Source organism: Ruegeria sp. AD5, assembly GCF_056542345.1.
In genome coordinates, this window is sequence record NZ_JBQFZR010000002.1 from 775,549 (window position 1) to 792,044 (window position 16,496).

Genomic DNA, 16,496 nt, shown 5'->3' on the forward strand with positions numbered 1-16,496 from the left:
GTGAAAGCCCCGTTAACGGTTGCGCTTGCGCCAGCCGCCACGACGCTTGGGGGCTTGGGCCGCCTGCAAACCCTCGGTCAGGACCTGCGTCATCGGATGATCAGCAGCCTGTTCCGAATAGACTGCGTGCAGGTTGGTCAAGGCCTGATTTTGATCAAGCTCTCCGGGCAGGCTCAGCGCCCAATCCAGAAAGATGCTGCGACACTCGGGCAAGGTGATGCCTTCAATGCGATACGCCTCGCGGATCAGGCCTTTGTGGTCATTCGGATCATCACTGCGTGCCATCTTCAACCCCTCCGACAACTGCGCCAATCAACGAGGCCGCAGTGCTGTAATTGTCTTGCAACGCGGATTGCAGCTGTTCGACCTGATCGAACCCGGTCGCCCGACACAGAAAGGCCGTACCGCCTTCACCGATCTTGTCGGCCTCGATCACCTTTCCCGACAGCAGACGCGCCGCACATTGCACCGACCAGCATAAATCGTAACAACCCTTCAGGGTTTGCGCCTGTGCGACATCCAGCAGCCCGACAGCGACCGCCCCGTCCAGACCCGAATGGACATCGCGCTGGGGGAATCCGGCCAGCAATGCGCCCGTCTCTGCCATCAGCTCGATATCCATCATGCGGCCCGGCCCATTCTTTGCGTCCCAAACGCCCGCTGGTGCTTTGGCTGCGGCCAGTCTTTCGCGCATCTCGGCGACTTCTTTCAGCACCTTCTGGCGATCGCGCGATTGCGACAGGAAATCGGCGCGGAAGCTTTCGATATCCTCGGCCAGACCGGCGTCGCCTGCGACCACATGGGCGCGGGTCAAAGCAAGGTGTTCCCACACCCAGGCCTCATTCTGCTGATAGTTGGTGAAGCTGACCCAGCTTGTAGCCACCGGCCCCTGATTGCCCGACGGGCGCAGACGCATGTCGACCTCATAAAGCCGTCCCTGCGACATTGGCGCGCTGAGCGCCGTGATCAGAGCCTGGGTGAAACGAGCGTAGTATGTCCGCGTTGCCAGCGGGCGAGGGCCATCGGACATGTCCTGATCCTGAGGATCGTAGATGACAATCATGTCCAGATCGGATTGCGAGTTGATGCGCCCTGCCCCAAGTGACCCCATGCCCAAAACCGCGGCGCCGCGCCCGGGCGCCGGTCCATGCTTTTTGGAGAACTGGTCGACAACGCAGGGCAGAACCGCCGCAATCACGGCCTGCGCCAGTTCGGCATATTGCTGCCCGGCCTGCGCCCCATCGATCAGTCCGCGCAGATGATGCACACCGATGCGAAAGTGCCACTCCTTGCACCAGCGACGTGCGAAATCGAGCTGTGTTTCATAGTCGCTTTCCTCTGCCAAGGCCTGCGTCAAGTCCGACTGCAAGGTCGCCTGCCCGGGCCAATCGCTGAAGAAACTGCCACCAATCACCGCATCAAAAACCGAGGCGTTGCGCGACAGATGGGTGGCAAGGGCGTGCGATGTCCCGACGATATCGACCAGCAGATCGATCAGATGCGGGTTCGCTTCGAACAGGGAAAACAGCTGCACTCCAGCGGGTAATCCTGCCAAAAACCCATCCAGCGCCAGCAATGCTTCGTCGGGTTTCGAAGTTTTCGCCAATCGCGCTAAAAGTTCCGGTCTGAGCCGCTCGAATATCCGTGCACCACGCTGCGATCGAAGCGCCGGGTAAGTCGGCCAGCGGGCCAGCACACCCTTGTCAAACTCAACCTCCTGAAGCGGCACGGGTGCCGCGCCTGGTCCAGGGGCGAAGAACCCTTCGGTCAGTTCGTGCACTTCGGTCAGGCGGCGGGTCAGTTCGGCGGTCAATTCGGCGCTGCTGATCCCCATCAGGCACGCGACCCGTTCGAAACCGTCCTCTGAATTTGGCACCTTATGGGTCTGCGCGTCATGCACCATCTGGATTCGATGCTCGACCTCGCGGTGGGCACGGTAATGATCGGTCAGCTTCTCGGCGACATCTTCGGGCACCCAGCCTTTTGAGGCCAGCGCCGCCAGACCGGGAACGGTGCCCCGGACGCGAAGGTCTGGATCACGTCCGCCCGCGATTAATTGGCGGGTCTGGGTGAAGAACTCGATCTCTCGAATACCGCCCTGCCCCAGCTTCATATCGTGGCCGTGAATCGAGAGGCTTCCGCCCGTTCCCTTGTTCTCGCGTATACGCAGTCGCATGTCATGAGCGTCTTGAATTGCGGCAAAATCCAGATGCCGCCGCCAGACGAACGGGCGCAATGCATCAAGGAATCTCTGACCTGCCGCGATGTCCCCGGCGCAGGGGCGTGCCTTGATATAGGCCGCACGTTCCCACGTGCGCCCAAGGCTTTCATAGTAGCGCTCAGCCGCTTCCATCGCCAGACACACGGGTGTGACTGCCGGGTCCGGGCGCAGTCGCAGATCGGTGCGGAATACATACCCATCCGCCGTCTTGTCGCTGAGCGTGGCACAGAAATTCCGCGTGGCGCGCACCATTCCCTGACGGGCTTCATAGAAATCATCGGGATCGAAACGGGTTTCGTCGAACAGCACGATCAGATCGATATCCGAGCTATAATTCAGCTCATATGCGCCCATTTTGCCCATCGCCAGAATGACCATACCAGCTGCGGTTTCGACATCATTCTCGGTCATACCCGGCAGCTTGCCGCGCCGGATCAACGCAGCAATTTCGGCCTTCGCTGCCACATCTACGGCCAAAGCGCCAAAGTCAGTCAGCGCGGCAGTTACCTTTTCCAACGGCCACGCACCCGCCAGATCGGCCAGCGCCGTCAGCAAGGCCATGCGCCTCTTCGCTTGCCGCAAACCGGGTTTCAACTGATCCGACGGCAGCGCGCGCGCCGCGTCCATCACTTCCGACAATGCCTGGTCCGGTTGCTGCAACGCGTGTGGCAACCAGTTCCTTTCTTGGTCAATCAACCCTTTCAGGTAGGGGCTAGAGCCCGCAGTTCCCGCGATCAACTCCCCCTGCTCGGCAGTCAAATCGGGCAGCGCCGCGCGTGTTTCGTCACCCAGATCGGTATGAAAAGCGCGCGGCAAGCGGTTGATAACAAGAGGCTGGCTCATGACCGTTCCAGTGGCGTGTCCTGGCTGAAACTGTTGATCCAGACATCGTGACGCCGCTCCCATAGGGATGAGATCAGCATCGCCTCCCATTCCTGTGCTTCGGGGCGTAGATAATCTGCCCTGTATGAGAGCAAAACCACATCCGCCGATAAGACGCGCAACCTGGTATCGCTGAGTTCATATTGCGCCATCGTAGGCGAATCGGCGAACTGGCCAACATGATCGTCGCGATTGGCAAAACCCGTTGGATACACGCCCAGAAAATCGGGGCTCAGCAGCGCCCGGTCGGCCTGTGCATTGCCTTCAACCAGCGCAGTCCATACCTGTTTTTCCAGCGAGAGGATCTGATCGAGTGACGGTGGGCTGGTGTTTTCAATATCTTCCATTTGCCTATGACTTGTGACGGCCGAAAATCAGATGCGGCCAGCGCACATGATCGGACAGAGTTGGCTTAGCCCTGTCCGATTGAACAGCAGAAAGGGCCGAATGTCCAAATCGTTATAGCCACTGATCCACTGGCGGCAAATCGAAAGTGAACGGATTTTCAATCCCCTGCCCGGCTAAATCCCACTCATCATAGTGCTCGTCTTCACGAAGCTGCAGAAACGCCGCCTCAAGCTGATCGTTCAAACTCACCAACTCGTCCCAGGCGTCACCCATATGAGCCTGAAACATCGCCAGTTGTTGGAACAAGCCATCTGGCAAAGGGCCAAATTCCACACGCCCCAGATCGCGAGCTGGGAAATACATATCCTCTTCAAACTCAAAAAAGCGCGACATTCCGTCGTTAAAGTCAATTTGGCCATCGAACGAGACCGCAGCAAATACTTCATAAAGACCGGTCTCATTCATTTCGAGCTCGAACGACACCTCGAAACTAAGTGCAAAATCAGAAATTCCGTTTTGGTGAAGCTTGCCTGCGATCTCGACGACCTCGTAATAGCCGTATGACGCCAGAACCAGATCGCCATTTGCATCGAACCCATGCACATCGAACATCTCCCCCAGTTCGCTGGCTACAGACAGATGCTGAAACTGTGCTGCCTGACCAATGTGAACGCCCTCAAATCCAAAGGCGGACCGGGCCTCATAAGAAACAGGTATGTCCGTTCCATGTATGCTTATGGTTTCAAGCGCGACTTGCTGTGTATGGTACAGCTCGGAAATGAGCGTGGCGCTTCCGCGTGTCGCGATCTCGTAGTTCACCATCGAAAGATTGAACTCAACCTCGTGAGACCCAGCACCTTGATACGCGCTGACCGTGCTGTCGATCACCCCGTCCCAAAACCCGCGCAATTCGATATCCGACAGATCTTCTTTCCCTTCGAGATCATGGGGATCGAGGTTCAAAAAAGGCAAATCGACTTGATCAATCGAACTAGATACGCCGCCTTGCGAAGCTGGGCCTGGTTCGGTCGACAAGATGAAACTCTCCTCTGACCCGAACGGCCAATGAGTTGCGTTCACAACATTCATTTCAGCGACCTCCCTTGATTACTCCTCGGAAAACTATGTATGCAGCCATTGTGCAAACCCTATGGAAGCGTTTGATTATTAAGCCTTCTTAATGAAACGTTTAATCGATGGGCTGCGTCGCTCGGCCTGAATTACTGAGACGTAAATCCGCTGTAGTTGAATACTCTATACTGCAGTAGATCAGAGGAAGCGGGATAATTGCGAATGGACCTGAATTGGCGTGTAAAATATGGGCTCAAATGCATTTCCTTAGTTTGAAAATCTCATGAGCCCAATGGTTTTCAAGAAGGCCTTGAACAGCTATTTACGCGGTCTGCTGTTTTCTGGGACATAAAAGTGGCAAATGCCCAATGCCTCATGAAGTCAATCAAACAAATAGTTTTGGGCGCTGGTAAGAATGGCTTAGCCAAGCCATGAGTTGCTTTCAATGAATATCTGGCCAGGGTGAGCGCCCTCCTGTAGGCCAATCAGAACGTGCAGATAGCCATCCTCCAAGCCTATACGAAAAGCACAGCGATAGTTCTCCAGTTTCAAAAATAGAACTGGCATTGCCTATGCCTAGACAATGCCAGCGCAGGCAGCTGTGAGGAAAGATTGAACTGCCTAATATTTCTGACCTTCGTCGTGAAACCCGCTTCTTACAGATGCACGAAGAGATCACTGCCCTCTACTGATACATCGAAGCGTCTCGTTTTAATGGACGAATCCACAAGAAACTCACCGCTGCGAATGTCGAATTCCCAACCGTGCCAGGCGCAACGGACGATTTCACCGGCGCGATCATAGACAAATTCGGTTGAGTCCGTTTGGCGGGTCGTACCGCAGACCGGGCCTTCGCAGAGGGCCGCACCTTTGTGAGGACAGATGTTGAGCAAAGCGTGATAACCGTCGTCGAGTTTGAAAACGCCGATGGGCATGTTCGAAACTGTGACGATCTTTGCCGCGTCGCTGGGGACTTCATCAGTTTTGCAGGCGAAATACTTGTTTGCCATGGTCGATGTCTCCTTCTTTATTCGGCGGCATGCGCCATCGGGCGTGGCAGACGGGTATATACGTCCAACGCATTGAGTCCGAAGATCTTCTCGCGCCATGCGGGCGGGACATGCAGCTTGTTGACGTCGTCGTAGTCCCAATGCGGATAGTCCGACGCGAACATCAGGGTGTTCTCTCCATCCATAGCCTCAAGCGTTGCCCAAAGGTGCTGAATGTTCTCGGGCTGCTCCAGGGGCTGGGTCGACATGCGGATGTTCGACTTGAAGTATTCGGACGGCAGACGCTTGAGCCACGGCGTTTCCTTGCGCAGCGCCTTGTAGTTCGCATCTAGACGCCAAAGAACCGAGGGCACCCAGGCGACGCCACATTCGATTATTACCACTTTCAAGCCCGGCCATTTCTCAAACACGCCGTGGGCGATCAGGCTGGCCATGTGGGTCATGGCCGTCTGCGGCAGGATCGCGTGGGTTTCCCAGAAGAAGGTCGAAGGCCCGGCCCCGATGGGGGTCGAGTTGATGCCGCCCTGTCCGCCGAGATGCATAGCGAATGGCAAGCCCATTTCGGCGCAAGCCTCATAGATCGGGTGATAGAACGGGTCGCCATAAGGGCGTGCGGCACCGTGGCTCACCAAAACTTGAACGACACGGGGGTGGCCGCCAACCCGGCGGATTTCAGCGGCGGCCAGATGCGGGTCCTGCGGTGCCACCACGATCGAGCCCCAGAACCGCTCGTCCTTGGGCAGCCAGTAGTCGATCATGTAGTCGTTATAGGCTTTGCACAGCGCATTGGCGTAATAAGGGTTGGCCAGCGTTGAGGCTTCGATCGGTTCGTCGCCGGTCAGGATTGCAACGTCGATATTGTATTTATCGAGGTGCTTTTCCTTCATTATCAAGTAGTTGTCGTCTTCCTCAACCGGGTTCACGTCATGGCGGGCAAATCCTTCGGGGTGGAACCAGGGACGATGGCCATGTGGGAATGCACCACGTGGGCCGGTGCGTTCACCCCGGACGAACATGTCCTTGAAAAGACCTTCCATGTAGGGTTCCAGAACCGTGGCGCTGCACCAATAGTTGTGGCAGTCGCAATCGACGATGAACATGAACTTCTCCTGTTGCTGGCGCCAAAAGGGCGGGCTTACATCTTGTTCAACGATGCTTGATATCTGCGAAACTTTGGCAAATAAATACAATTGAAACGCACCTATCGATCGGGATTACCGATTAAATGAATCGCCAGCTTTTAGTGACCTACATGGATGTTCTGGAAACGCGGAACTTCAACCGCACCGCCGAACGTCTGAATGTGACCCAATCCACGGTCAGCGCTCGCATCCGTCAGTTGGAGCAGGAGCTGGACACACGCCTGTTCGAACGGGGGCGCGGCGGGGCTGAACCCACGGCCGCCGGGCGCCGCTTTGAGACCCATTGCCGGTCACTGCTGGCTGCTTGGAGTCTGGCACGACGCGATGTTGAGGCGGGTGGCAGCGGCAACAGGCAACGCTTGCGTATATCAGTTCAGTTCAGTTTGGCCCGATCCGTGCTGATAGACTGGACTAAGGCAGTCAGGGAAAGAAACCCGTATCTGGACCTGTATCTCGAGGCGAATTTCTCACAACAGATACAGCGGGATGTTCTGACCGGCGAGACCGATATCGGTATTGTTTTTGTCCCGCAGCGGGCGCCTGACATGTTTGTCAGCGAATTGGGCAGCGAAAGCTATGTAATGCTGTCCACCGATTGTAACCGGATCGAGGACGTTCCATGGACGCGCTACATTCAGGTCGCCTACACATCCTATTTTGATCGCCAGCACGACGAGGCGTTTTCAGATCAGCCGCAAAGCTCGATCCTGGTGGGCAGTAATGATCTGGCTTTGGATTTCCTAAAAGCCAACGGCGGAACGGCATATTTCCCCGGGTTTGCCGCACCGGGTCTGTGTGCCGAGTATCCGAAATTGCAACAGGTAACGGACGCACCGGTGATTCCACAGCCCATCTATTCCATCGTGCACGTACGAAAACGTCATGATACTCTGGTGGCTCAGGCAGTCGCCCTGTTCAAAGAACTGATCCAGCACAGATCAATCGCTTTAACCGATTGATACAACAATTCTGCACCGTTTTTCAGATCCCCTGCACCACTATCCTCGCGCGAACCCTATTCTGGAGGTTTCCGCAAGATGCTCGTTGCGACGGACAGTCCGTTTTCCCTGAATTCAGCCAACAACCAACCCTGCTACGCAGGTGGGCCTGCCACTTTGACCTGCAAAGCGGTGATCGATGAAACGCATGACAGCAAGACCTTCGTCTTTGAAGACACGCAAAGCCGCAGCTTCGACTTCAAACCAGGCCAATACGTGACCTTCTGTTTCGAGATCGAGGGCAAGCAGCATGTACGCGCCTATTCGATCTCGTCCACGCCGACCCGGCCCCACAACATTCAGGTCACCGTCAAGCGCGTGCCCGGTGGGGTTGTGTCCAACTATCTGAACGATCAGATGGTCCCCGGAACAGAGATCGAGATTGCAGATATCACCGGTGGCTTCAACTGGGTGGATATCCCCAGCGATAAGCCATTGTTCCTGTCCGGTGGCTCGGGTGTCACCCCGGTCATGTCGATGCTGCAATACGTCACCGACGTGACCTTGCCGAAAGACATCGTTTTCGTGCATTTCGCTCGCTCGCCTAGGGACATCATTTTCCGCGACCAGCTTGAGTTTTTGAACCGACGCTTCGCCAACGTGACCATCCATACCATTGTGGATGAAGCGAATGATGGGTTTGAGGGTGAAATCGGTCAGATATCGGCAGATTTGCTGCAGCGACTTGTGCCTGATCACGCCGAGCGCAGCATTTTCATGTGCGGTCCCGAAGGGTTCATGAAAGCAGCCCGTGATGTGGCTTCTGTCATTCCGTTTGCCGCTGTCCACGAAGAGAGCTTTGGCGAAAAGATCACTATCGAAGAAAGCAGCGGCACGGGGGGCGAGGTCTATTTCTCACTCAGCGGTCTGCACGGTCATGCCGCCGAGGGCGAGACCTTGCTAGAGGCTGCGCTGAACGCAGGCGTCTGGATCGACTCGGCCTGCCAGCAGGGCGTTTGCGGCAACTGCAAAGTGCGCCTCACTCAGGGCGATGTTGAGATGCAGGACATGGGCGGCCTGCAACCCGGTGATACCGAGCAAGGGTATGTGCTGGCCTGTTGCAGTTGGCCGAAAGGCCCGGTCGCGCTCGACGCGTGAAGCGGAGATTCAAAGGGAGGAATACAAATGTCAATGAAACCACCACTATCGGAACTTCCGATAAAAACCGCTGACAACGGTTTTTACCGGGGGTTCAGCGTCAACGTGACGGTGATCAGCAAGATCGTCATCAGCCTGCTGGTTGTTTGGTGCATAGTCTGGCCAACACAGGCTGGTAGAATTCTTGGCGATTGGAATGCCGCCATTCTTTCGCAGTTCGCTGCCTGGTATATCTGGGTTGTTACCGGGTTTGTCATCGTCTGTATTGGGCTGGCCATCTGGCCAACTGCAGGACGTATGAAACTTGGCGTAGAGGGCGAGAAACCCGAGTTCTCTAACTTTTCCTGGTTCTCGATGATGTTTGGCGCGGGCATCGGTGTCGGAATGTTAACTTGGGCGGTCGCCGAACCTGTCGCGCATTTCAAGAACAATCCGTCCGTTATTCAGGGGGTGACGACTGCACTGGATGCAGACAATGTCCGAACGGCGTATGTTTGGTCATACCTACATTGGGGTTTCGGGGCGTGGGCATGCTATGCGATAGCTGGCTTGGCGCTTGCTTTCTTCAGCTATCGTCGCGGACTGCCGCTGACGATCCGCTCCTCATTGACCCCACTGTTTGGTAAATCACTGTCGGGCAACCTCGGTCATCTGATCGACATCGTCGCCGTTGTCGCCACTATTCTTGGGGTAGCCCAGACGCTCGGCTTCGGTGTTGAACAGTTCGTTGCAGGTCTCACACGCATCGGCATCGGTGGGCTCGCACAGCCCGATGGTTCTGCGACAAACTTGGGTATCGTCGTCGCTCTACTTGTCATCATGGGCGCGTCGACCTTGTCGGCCCTGTCCGGTGTTGGCAAGGGCATCAAATGGCTATCGAACATCAATATGGGCCTGTCGATCTTCCTTCTGGGGTTCTTCATCCTGTTCGGAGCGACCTTCTTTGGCGCCAAAGCGTTTTTTGTAGGCATATGGGACTATGTGGTCGCGCTGCCATGGCTGAGCTTCAACGTATACACATCTGATGGTGTTGAAGGGTCGGAAGCTTTCCTTCTTGCGCAGTGGCAAGGCTGGTGGCCTGTCTTCTATTGGGCGTGGTGGATCGCGTTCGCACCTTTCGTCGGTTTGTTCCTGGCGCGGATTTCCAGAGGCCGGACAATCCGTGAGTTCGTGTTGGGCGCGATGATTGTTCCCGCACTAATGTGCTTTGTCTGGTTCGCCTGGGCCGGAGGCACGGCTATCGATCTGGAACTGAACGGAGACGCAAACGGCGTCATTCTGGATGCGGCGAACGGCGACAAGATCTTCGCGATGACAGAACACATGCTTGCTCCGATTGCAGAAGCATTGGCGTGGGCAATGGCCGCCGTGATCGTTGTCCTGCTGATGACGTTCCTTGTCACGTCTGCAGACTCGGCCGTGCTGATCGTGAATACGATCAACGCAGCTGGCGACGAAGGTCCCAAGGCAAGGCCTCACATCATGTTCTGGGGCGCAGCTCTGGCACTTGTTGTCGGGGGCTTGCTTGTCTCAGGTGGTACCGGAGCCATCCAGACCGCTATGGTGATAGGTGCATTGCCCTTCTCTATTGTAATGGCGTTGATGTGCATCGCACTGATCAAAGCAATCTGGAATGATGGGCGGCGCGAAGCAGCGGGCATCGCGACAACAATCTCAGCTGAAGCAACGACTATGCCGGCCGAATAGAGGTTGAGGAAATATCTTTGATTGGCCTCCGGTATTTCGGAGGCCATTTTCTGTCTGGCCCTCAATGCCAACCCATCAAATGTGTGAGCAAACTGAAACTGATTCAAATCTGTATTCCAGTTTGAAGTTGTTTGCGACAATGTCGGCCAATGTGGACGCTTTACTACAAGTATCGCCCCGCACCTTTTTGCCGACAATCGAGGTCGCGCACATGATCCGTAAAGGTCAGCTAACGCTCGGAGTCTGTTCCTTTCAAAAACTCAAAGAACTGACCACTTTATACCGCAGGTCAGATGCATTTCTTAAAACTTCAGGAGGCTTCGCTGCAGAACCTTTATGCACTCATGCGGCACCATCGGCCTTCGTCTTGGCCGATGCCAGTACGCTTGAGATAAATGCCATACCCAACAAACCGTCAAAAAGACCGGGCAGTAAGTGGTCCGCCTTATCCTCACATCGGATCAGTTCGGCGGCCTCGGCGTAGAGGGTTGCAAAGCCTTCCAAATATCCTTCAGGGTGGCCCGGAGGGATACGAGTTGCTCGTTGGGCGGCTTGCGGCAGCACCGATCCTGATCCACGTGTCAGGAGCTGCATAGGCTGGCCAAAGCGGGTGAATTGTAGGTGGTTAGGGTGTTCCTGTGACCACTCCAGACCACCACGTTCGCCATAAACCCGCAAACGCAGGCCGTTTTCGTTTCCCACGGCCACGTGACTGGCCCATAGCATTCCACGCGCGCCACTAGCATAGCGCATCAAGACGTGGGCGTTGTCGTCCATCTGGCGGCCCGGAACCAAGCTTGAAAGGTCAGCGGCAAGGTGCGATGGCACTTCGCAGTTACAAAATGTGCCAGATTGAACGCGTGAGTACCGATATCACCAATTACACCAGCACCGGACCGAATTGGGTCGGTGCGCCGGTCGGACTGCTTGTTGTCCGATGCGGTGGGTACGGCCAGCCAGTCTTGCGCATATTCCACTTGCACCAACCGCAGCTTGCTCAACTCGCCCGCACGCACCATGCCACGTGCCTGACGAACCATTGGATAACCCGTGTAGTTGTGAGTCAGTATAAAATGAGCTGATGACGCATGTCGGAAGCGCAGAATGGCGTACTCGGCATCACGTTCGGTTTCAAGATCGCCCATCTTTGCGAACCAGGCTCTTATGTGCCCGAATAGTTCGGTATCCGGATCGTAAACCTGTTCGAGATCTTACGAGTCGATGACGGGTTCATGCAGCTTTCGAACCTGACATGGTGCCCTGTTCAAACCACTATGCTGTAGATTCAGTTTTTGACCGAGGCTTAGGTCATCTGGCTTAATACCTATCATGCGACACTGATTGAACGTCTTGGCCCCCTGCTGTCGTCGTCAAAATTGACATGGTTCAAAACCGCGTTTGCGCCGTTGCCACTTTATAGAAGTCGGTTCTGTCGTAACGGGACCCGTTGCAATCTTTTGACTATTGACCTTGGTAGATCTAGCGCCTGTTTGGCGAAAGGTATCATCCAGTTGACGGTCTGCTATTGGTCTCCTTCAAAAGGCGGTTCAGTGCAGCGTGGTCCAAGACTACGCTCCGCTCCGACATGGTTTCTTCTGGGTCCCCGCAAGAAACACGCTAGCGCAGGTAGTGGAAAACCGCGTGGAAGATCACTTCATCAGGAAAATGTGCTCCCTTGAGTAAGATCAGTACATACCGCTCCTGTCTGTTTTGCGAACGCCGCCAAAAGAACTACCTTGCAAGCGACAGATGGGATCGTAGATTGCGACAGAACCCATCTGGTTTGGTCCGAAAAACATCGTTTTCAGGCAAGGCTGTGAGTGTTCAAGGTAGTGTGTTGCAGACTTCAGCCATATCGATTTAATGACCACCGAAGTCTGCAGATGTTGCCTGCCCCGGACCTGCCGAGGCAAGCGTGCGCACCCCTACTTCAGTGCCCAATGCGGGCTAAAATCAGGCAGCCGCGATCTGGCGAGCCTTTTCGACCATGACCTCCGCCTGGCGGATCGAGGCATAGTCGATCAGACGACCATCCAGAGACACCGCACCCTTGCCTGCGGTCTCGGCTTCGGCCATAGCAACAAGGATACGCTGGGCCTTGGTGACTTCGGCATCGCTGGGTGACATGACCTCGTTCGCCAACGCGATCTGGCTGGGGTGGATGGCCCATTTGCCTTCGCAGCCCAACACCGCCGCCCTTTTGGCAGCTGCCTTATAGCCTTCAGGATCCTGAAAATCACCGAACGGACCATCAATCGGACGCAGACCGTTGGCACGGGCGGCGACAACCATACGGGCGAGCGCGTAGTGCCACATATCGCCCCAATGGGTCGCGCGCGAAGCATCGACATCCGGGTCGGTCAGAACCGAATAGTCGGGGTTCACACCACCGATGATCGTGGTCCGCGCGCGGGTCGAGGCTGCATAGTCCGCCACACCGAAGTGCAGGCTCTCATTGCGGCTCGAGGCCGCCGCGATTTCGCTGACATTCTGCATGCCCAGAGCGGTCTCGATGATATGCTCGAACCCGATGCGTTTCTTGTAACCCATCGCGTCTTCGATCTGCGTCACCATCATATCGACGGCATAGACATCTGCCGCTGTGCCGACTTTGGGGATCATGATCAGGTCCAGCCGCGCACCGGCTTGTTCGACTACATCCACAACGTCGCGATACATGTAATGCGTATCCAGCCCGTTGATGCGCACCGACATTGTCTTGCTGCCCCAGTCGATATCGTTCAGGGCTTGAATGATGTTCTTGCGGGCCTGCTCTTTCTCATCCGGGGCTACCGCGTCTTCGAGATCTAGGAAGATCACGTCCACATCCGAGTTCGCGGCTTTTTCGAACATGCTGGGCTGGCTGCCCGGCACGGCGAGTTCGCTGCGGTTCAGGCGCGCGGGGGCCTGTTCGATGGCATAAAAGCTCATGGGTTTTGCTCCTTTGAAGAAGGGTGCGTCAGATCACGCGGTCACGGGGTGGGCGACCAGCGAAGAAGTCGCCCAGATTGTCCAACACGCGAAAGCCCATGGCTTCGCGCGATTCTTTTGTTGCGCTGCCCAGATGCGGCAGCATCACCAAGTTGTCGCATTGCAACAGGTCAGGGTTGATGCGCGGCTCGCCGTCGAACACATCCAGCGCAGCGCCGCCGATCGTGTCGAACATCAGCGACTGTACCAAAGCACGCTCGTCCACCACCTCACCGCGCGCGGTGTTGATCAGGAAGGCGTCGGGTTTCATCAAGTCCAGCCTGCGCCCGTTGATCAGATGCCAGTTCGCGGCCCCGCCGGGGCAATGCAGCGAGACGAAATCGCACTGCGGTAACAGATCGTCCACTGTCTCGACCTGCGTGGCGTTGAATTGCTTCAGTACGTCTGGCGACACGGTGCTGCGGTTCTGTACGAGAATTTTCATGCCGAAACCGTGATGAGCGCGGCGGGCCATTTCCTGACCGATGCGGCCAAAGCCGATGATGCCCAGCGTCTTGCCGCTGACTTTGGTGCCGACCAAATGGGTCGGACGCCAGCCGGTCCAGCCGCCTGCGCGCAGCTCGCGCTCGCCCTCACCGGCGCGACGGGCGACCATCAGAAGCAGGGTCATGGCCAGATCGGCGGTGCATTTAGACAGAACATCGGGCGTGTTGGTGACCGTCATACCCAGATCACGGGCCGCCGGTTCACAGATATGACTGTACCCGACGCCGTAATTGGCCAAAATCTTGGTCTGAGCTGCGGTCACGTCCAGCGCCTCGGCGCTAAGCGTGTCGGTGACGGTGGGCAGAACCGCGTCGTATGTCTTCAACGCGTCGCGGAGTTCAGCCGGGGACATCGGATTGTCCCCGGTATTCAGCACGGCGTTGTAGTTTTCGGCCAGTTGCGCCTCGACGGCGGCAGGCCAGCGACGGGTGACAAGGACCGAAGGTTTGACCATCACGCGGCCTTTCCCATGACACGGGCGATAGTCTCGCCGATCACCGCGGGGTTTTCAGCAACCGTCACACCAGCCGCTGACAGGATTTCCACCTTCTCGCTGGCGCTTTCGCCAAAGGCCGAGATGATTGCACCAGCATGGCCCATGGTCCGGCCCTTGGGCGCGGTCAGGCCCGCGACATAGGCCACAACAGGCTTGGTGACGTGGTCACGGATGTATTCTGCCGCCTCAGCTTCCTGAGGGCCGCCGATCTCGCCGATCATGGCGATGACCTCGGTGTCTTCGTCCTGTTCGAACCGCTCAAGGATATCGCGGAAGGACGAGCCGTTGATCGGATCACCGCCGATGCCGACGCTGGTCGAGACACCGATGCCGCGCTCTTTCAACTGCGCTGCGGCCTCGTAACCCAGCGTGCCCGAACGTCCGATGATGCCCACAGTGCCCGGCAGATAGATATGGCCCGGCATGATGCCCAGCAACGCCTTACCGGGGCTGATGGTACCGGCACAGTTCGGACCGGTCAGCACCATGCGCTTGTCCTTAGGATAGCGGTACATGTAGCGTTTTACGCGGATCATGTCCTGCGCGGGGATGCCGTCGGTGATGCAGACGCAATAGCGAATACCGGCATCTGCGGCCTCCATGATCGAATCCGCCGCGAACGGAGGGGGCACGAAGACAAGGCTAGCCTCGGCGCCAGTGGCCGCAACCGCCTGTTTGACGGTGTCGAATACGGGTACGCCTTCGACGGCCTCTCCGCCTTTGCCGGGAACAACGCCGCCAACGACGTTGGTGCCATATTGCACCATATCCCTGGTATGCAGGCGCGCCATGCGTCCGGTGATGCCCTGAACGATAACGCGGGTGTCGCGGTCCAGAAGAATGCTCATTACACAGCCCTCATCTTGGTGTTTTGGGACAGATCGTTGCGCCATGCACCCACAGCGCGTTCAGCGGCTTCCATAAGGGTTGTCGCGCGGATGATTGGCAGGCCCGATTTGGCCAGGATTTTCTGACCTTCCTCGACATTGGTGCCCGCCAGACGCACGATGACCGGCAGGTCGATTTCCAACTCGCGCAGCGCCTGTACTACGCCCTCGGCCACCCAGTCACAGCGGTTGATGCCTGCGAAGATATTGACCAGCACCGCCTGAACGTTGTCATCGGACAGTACCAGTCGGAACGCTTTGGCCACCCGCTCGGGCGAAGCACCGCCACCGATGTCCAGAAAGTTCGCAGGTTCACCCCCAGCCAGCTTAATGGTGTCCATCGTGGCCATGGCCAAACCGGCACCGTTCACGATACAGCCGATATTGCCGTCCAGTCCGACATAAGACAGTCCGCGATCCGCCGCGCGGCTTTCGCGCGGGTCTTCCTGACTTTTGTCTCGCAATTCAGCAACCTGCGGATGGCGAAACAGAGCATTGTCGTCAAAGCTCATCTTCGCGTCCAGCGCCAGCACACGGTCGTCACCAGTGATGACCAGCGGGTTGATCTCGACCATAGTCGCGTCCAGCTCGCTGAACGCAGCATAGCAACCCTGCAGGGTACGGACCATGTGTTGAATTAGGCGAGGTTCCAGCCCCAGATTAAACGCTATTTCGCGGGCCTGAAACTCCTGCAGTCCAACGGCAGGTTCAACGATTGAGCGGACGATACTGTCGGGGCGCTCAGATGAGATTTCTTCGATCTCCATCCCACCTTCCGAAGAGGCCACGATCATCACCCGCTGACTGGACCGATCCAGCACAAAGCCCAGATAAATCTCGCGATCAATCGGTACGGCGGCCTCCACATAGACGCGGTAGATGCCTTTGCCCTCGGGGCCGGTCTGGTGCGTCACCAGCTTGCGGCCAAACATCTCGTCACAAGCCTCGTATATTTCGCTTTCCGAGTTGCACAGCTTTACACCTCCGGCCTTTCCACGCCCGCCGGCATGGACTTGCGCCTTAATGACCCACTTGTCACCACCCAACTCACGCGCGCGATATGCCGCTTGCTCGGGGCTGTAGGCCAAAGCCCCCGAAGGGACCTCGACGCCGAAATTCGAAAGAAGTTCTTTCGCCTGATATTCATGGATATCCATCT

The 16,496-nt window shown here is 56.8% G+C and carries 15 protein-coding genes; 3 read left to right on the forward strand and 12 right to left on the reverse strand.

What is annotated here, in order from left to right; all coding sequences use genetic code 11:
• Positions 1 to 12: 12 nt before the first annotated feature.
• The 6 genes from ACR0JG_RS12445 to ACR0JG_RS12470 form a co-directional block, all read right to left on the reverse strand.
• On the reverse strand, positions 13 to 285 hold the full coding sequence (locus ACR0JG_RS12445; RefSeq protein WP_170396636.1) for a hypothetical protein: 273 nt from the start codon (positions 283 to 285) through the stop codon (positions 13 to 15).
• A complete protein-coding gene (locus ACR0JG_RS12450; RefSeq protein ID WP_480570111.1) occupies positions 272 to 3,064 on the reverse strand; it encodes a [protein-PII] uridylyltransferase family protein in 2,793 nt (930 codons plus the stop codon). Before ACR0JG_RS12450 ends, ACR0JG_RS12445 begins: the two co-directional genes overlap by 14 nt.
• The gene (locus ACR0JG_RS12455; RefSeq protein ID WP_170663655.1) at positions 3,061 to 3,450 is read right to left on the reverse strand and encodes a nuclear transport factor 2 family protein; all 390 of its coding nucleotides are present in this window, start codon (positions 3,448 to 3,450) and stop codon (positions 3,061 to 3,063) included. The genes ACR0JG_RS12450 and ACR0JG_RS12455 overlap by 4 nt, the downstream gene beginning before the upstream one ends.
• Before the next feature lie 112 nt (positions 3,451 to 3,562).
• Positions 3,563 to 4,486 carry a hypothetical protein gene (locus ACR0JG_RS12460; RefSeq protein ID WP_480570114.1) on the reverse strand — a complete coding sequence of 308 codons (924 nt, stop codon included), beginning with the start codon at positions 4,484 to 4,486 and terminating at the stop codon, positions 3,563 to 3,565.
• A gap of 692 nt (positions 4,487 to 5,178) precedes the next feature.
• Positions 5,179 to 5,532 carry a Rieske (2Fe-2S) protein gene (locus ACR0JG_RS12465; protein WP_170396629.1) on the reverse strand — a complete coding sequence of 118 codons (354 nt, stop codon included), beginning with the start codon at positions 5,530 to 5,532 and terminating at the stop codon, positions 5,179 to 5,181.
• Positions 5,533 to 5,549: 17 nt separating this feature from the next.
• Complete coding sequence (locus ACR0JG_RS12470; RefSeq protein ID WP_480570118.1) at positions 5,550 to 6,632, reverse strand: amidohydrolase family protein; 1,083 nt, start codon at positions 6,630 to 6,632, stop codon at positions 5,550 to 5,552.
• Positions 6,633 to 6,757: 125 nt separating this feature from the next.
• Between ACR0JG_RS12470 and ACR0JG_RS12475 the strand changes: the two genes are divergently transcribed.
• The 3 genes from ACR0JG_RS12475 to ACR0JG_RS12485 all read left to right on the forward strand — a co-directional run bounded on the left by ACR0JG_RS12475 (position 6,758) and on the right by ACR0JG_RS12485 (position 10,477).
• Entirely contained in the window at positions 6,758 to 7,633 is an 876-nt protein-coding gene (locus ACR0JG_RS12475) for a LysR family transcriptional regulator (protein WP_480570121.1), read from the forward strand.
• Between the two features lie 78 nt (positions 7,634 to 7,711).
• The gene (locus ACR0JG_RS12480; RefSeq protein ID WP_480570124.1) at positions 7,712 to 8,770 is read left to right on the forward strand and encodes an FAD-binding oxidoreductase; all 1,059 of its coding nucleotides are present in this window, start codon (positions 7,712 to 7,714) and stop codon (positions 8,768 to 8,770) included.
• Positions 8,771 to 8,797: 27 nt separating this feature from the next.
• Positions 8,798 to 10,477 (forward strand): BCCT family transporter, encoded by a 1,680-nt coding sequence (locus tag ACR0JG_RS12485; RefSeq protein ID WP_170396620.1) that lies wholly within the window; start codon positions 8,798 to 8,800, stop codon positions 10,475 to 10,477.
• A 342-nt stretch (positions 10,478 to 10,819) separates the two neighbouring features.
• Here ACR0JG_RS12485 and ACR0JG_RS12490 read toward each other — a convergent pair whose 3' ends face one another.
• The 6 genes from ACR0JG_RS12490 to ACR0JG_RS12515 form a co-directional block, all read right to left on the reverse strand.
• Positions 10,820 to 11,254 (reverse strand): Gfo/Idh/MocA family oxidoreductase, encoded by a 435-nt coding sequence (locus ACR0JG_RS12490; protein ID WP_480503328.1) that lies wholly within the window; start codon positions 11,252 to 11,254, stop codon positions 10,820 to 10,822.
• Entirely contained in the window at positions 11,230 to 11,622 is a 393-nt protein-coding gene (locus tag ACR0JG_RS12495) for a Gfo/Idh/MocA family protein (RefSeq protein ID WP_480570127.1), read from the reverse strand. The genes ACR0JG_RS12490 and ACR0JG_RS12495 overlap by 25 nt, the downstream gene beginning before the upstream one ends.
• Before the next feature lie 808 nt (positions 11,623 to 12,430).
• Entirely contained in the window at positions 12,431 to 13,408 is a 978-nt protein-coding gene (locus ACR0JG_RS12500) for an HpcH/HpaI aldolase/citrate lyase family protein (RefSeq protein WP_480570130.1), read from the reverse strand.
• Positions 13,409 to 13,436: 28 nt separating this feature from the next.
• Positions 13,437 to 14,408 carry a 2-hydroxyacid dehydrogenase gene (locus ACR0JG_RS12505; RefSeq protein ID WP_480571110.1) on the reverse strand — a complete coding sequence of 324 codons (972 nt, stop codon included), beginning with the start codon at positions 14,406 to 14,408 and terminating at the stop codon, positions 13,437 to 13,439.
• Positions 14,408 to 15,298, reverse strand: a complete 891-nt coding sequence (gene sucD, locus ACR0JG_RS12510) for a succinate--CoA ligase subunit alpha (protein ID WP_480570133.1) — start codon at positions 15,296 to 15,298, stop codon at positions 14,408 to 14,410. The genes ACR0JG_RS12505 and sucD overlap by 1 nt, the downstream gene beginning before the upstream one ends.
• The gene (locus tag ACR0JG_RS12515) at positions 15,298 to 16,494 is read right to left on the reverse strand and encodes a malate--CoA ligase subunit beta (RefSeq protein ID WP_170396612.1); all 1,197 of its coding nucleotides are present in this window, start codon (positions 16,492 to 16,494) and stop codon (positions 15,298 to 15,300) included. Before ACR0JG_RS12515 ends, sucD begins: the two co-directional genes overlap by 1 nt.
• Positions 16,495 to 16,496: the final 2 nt, after the last annotated feature.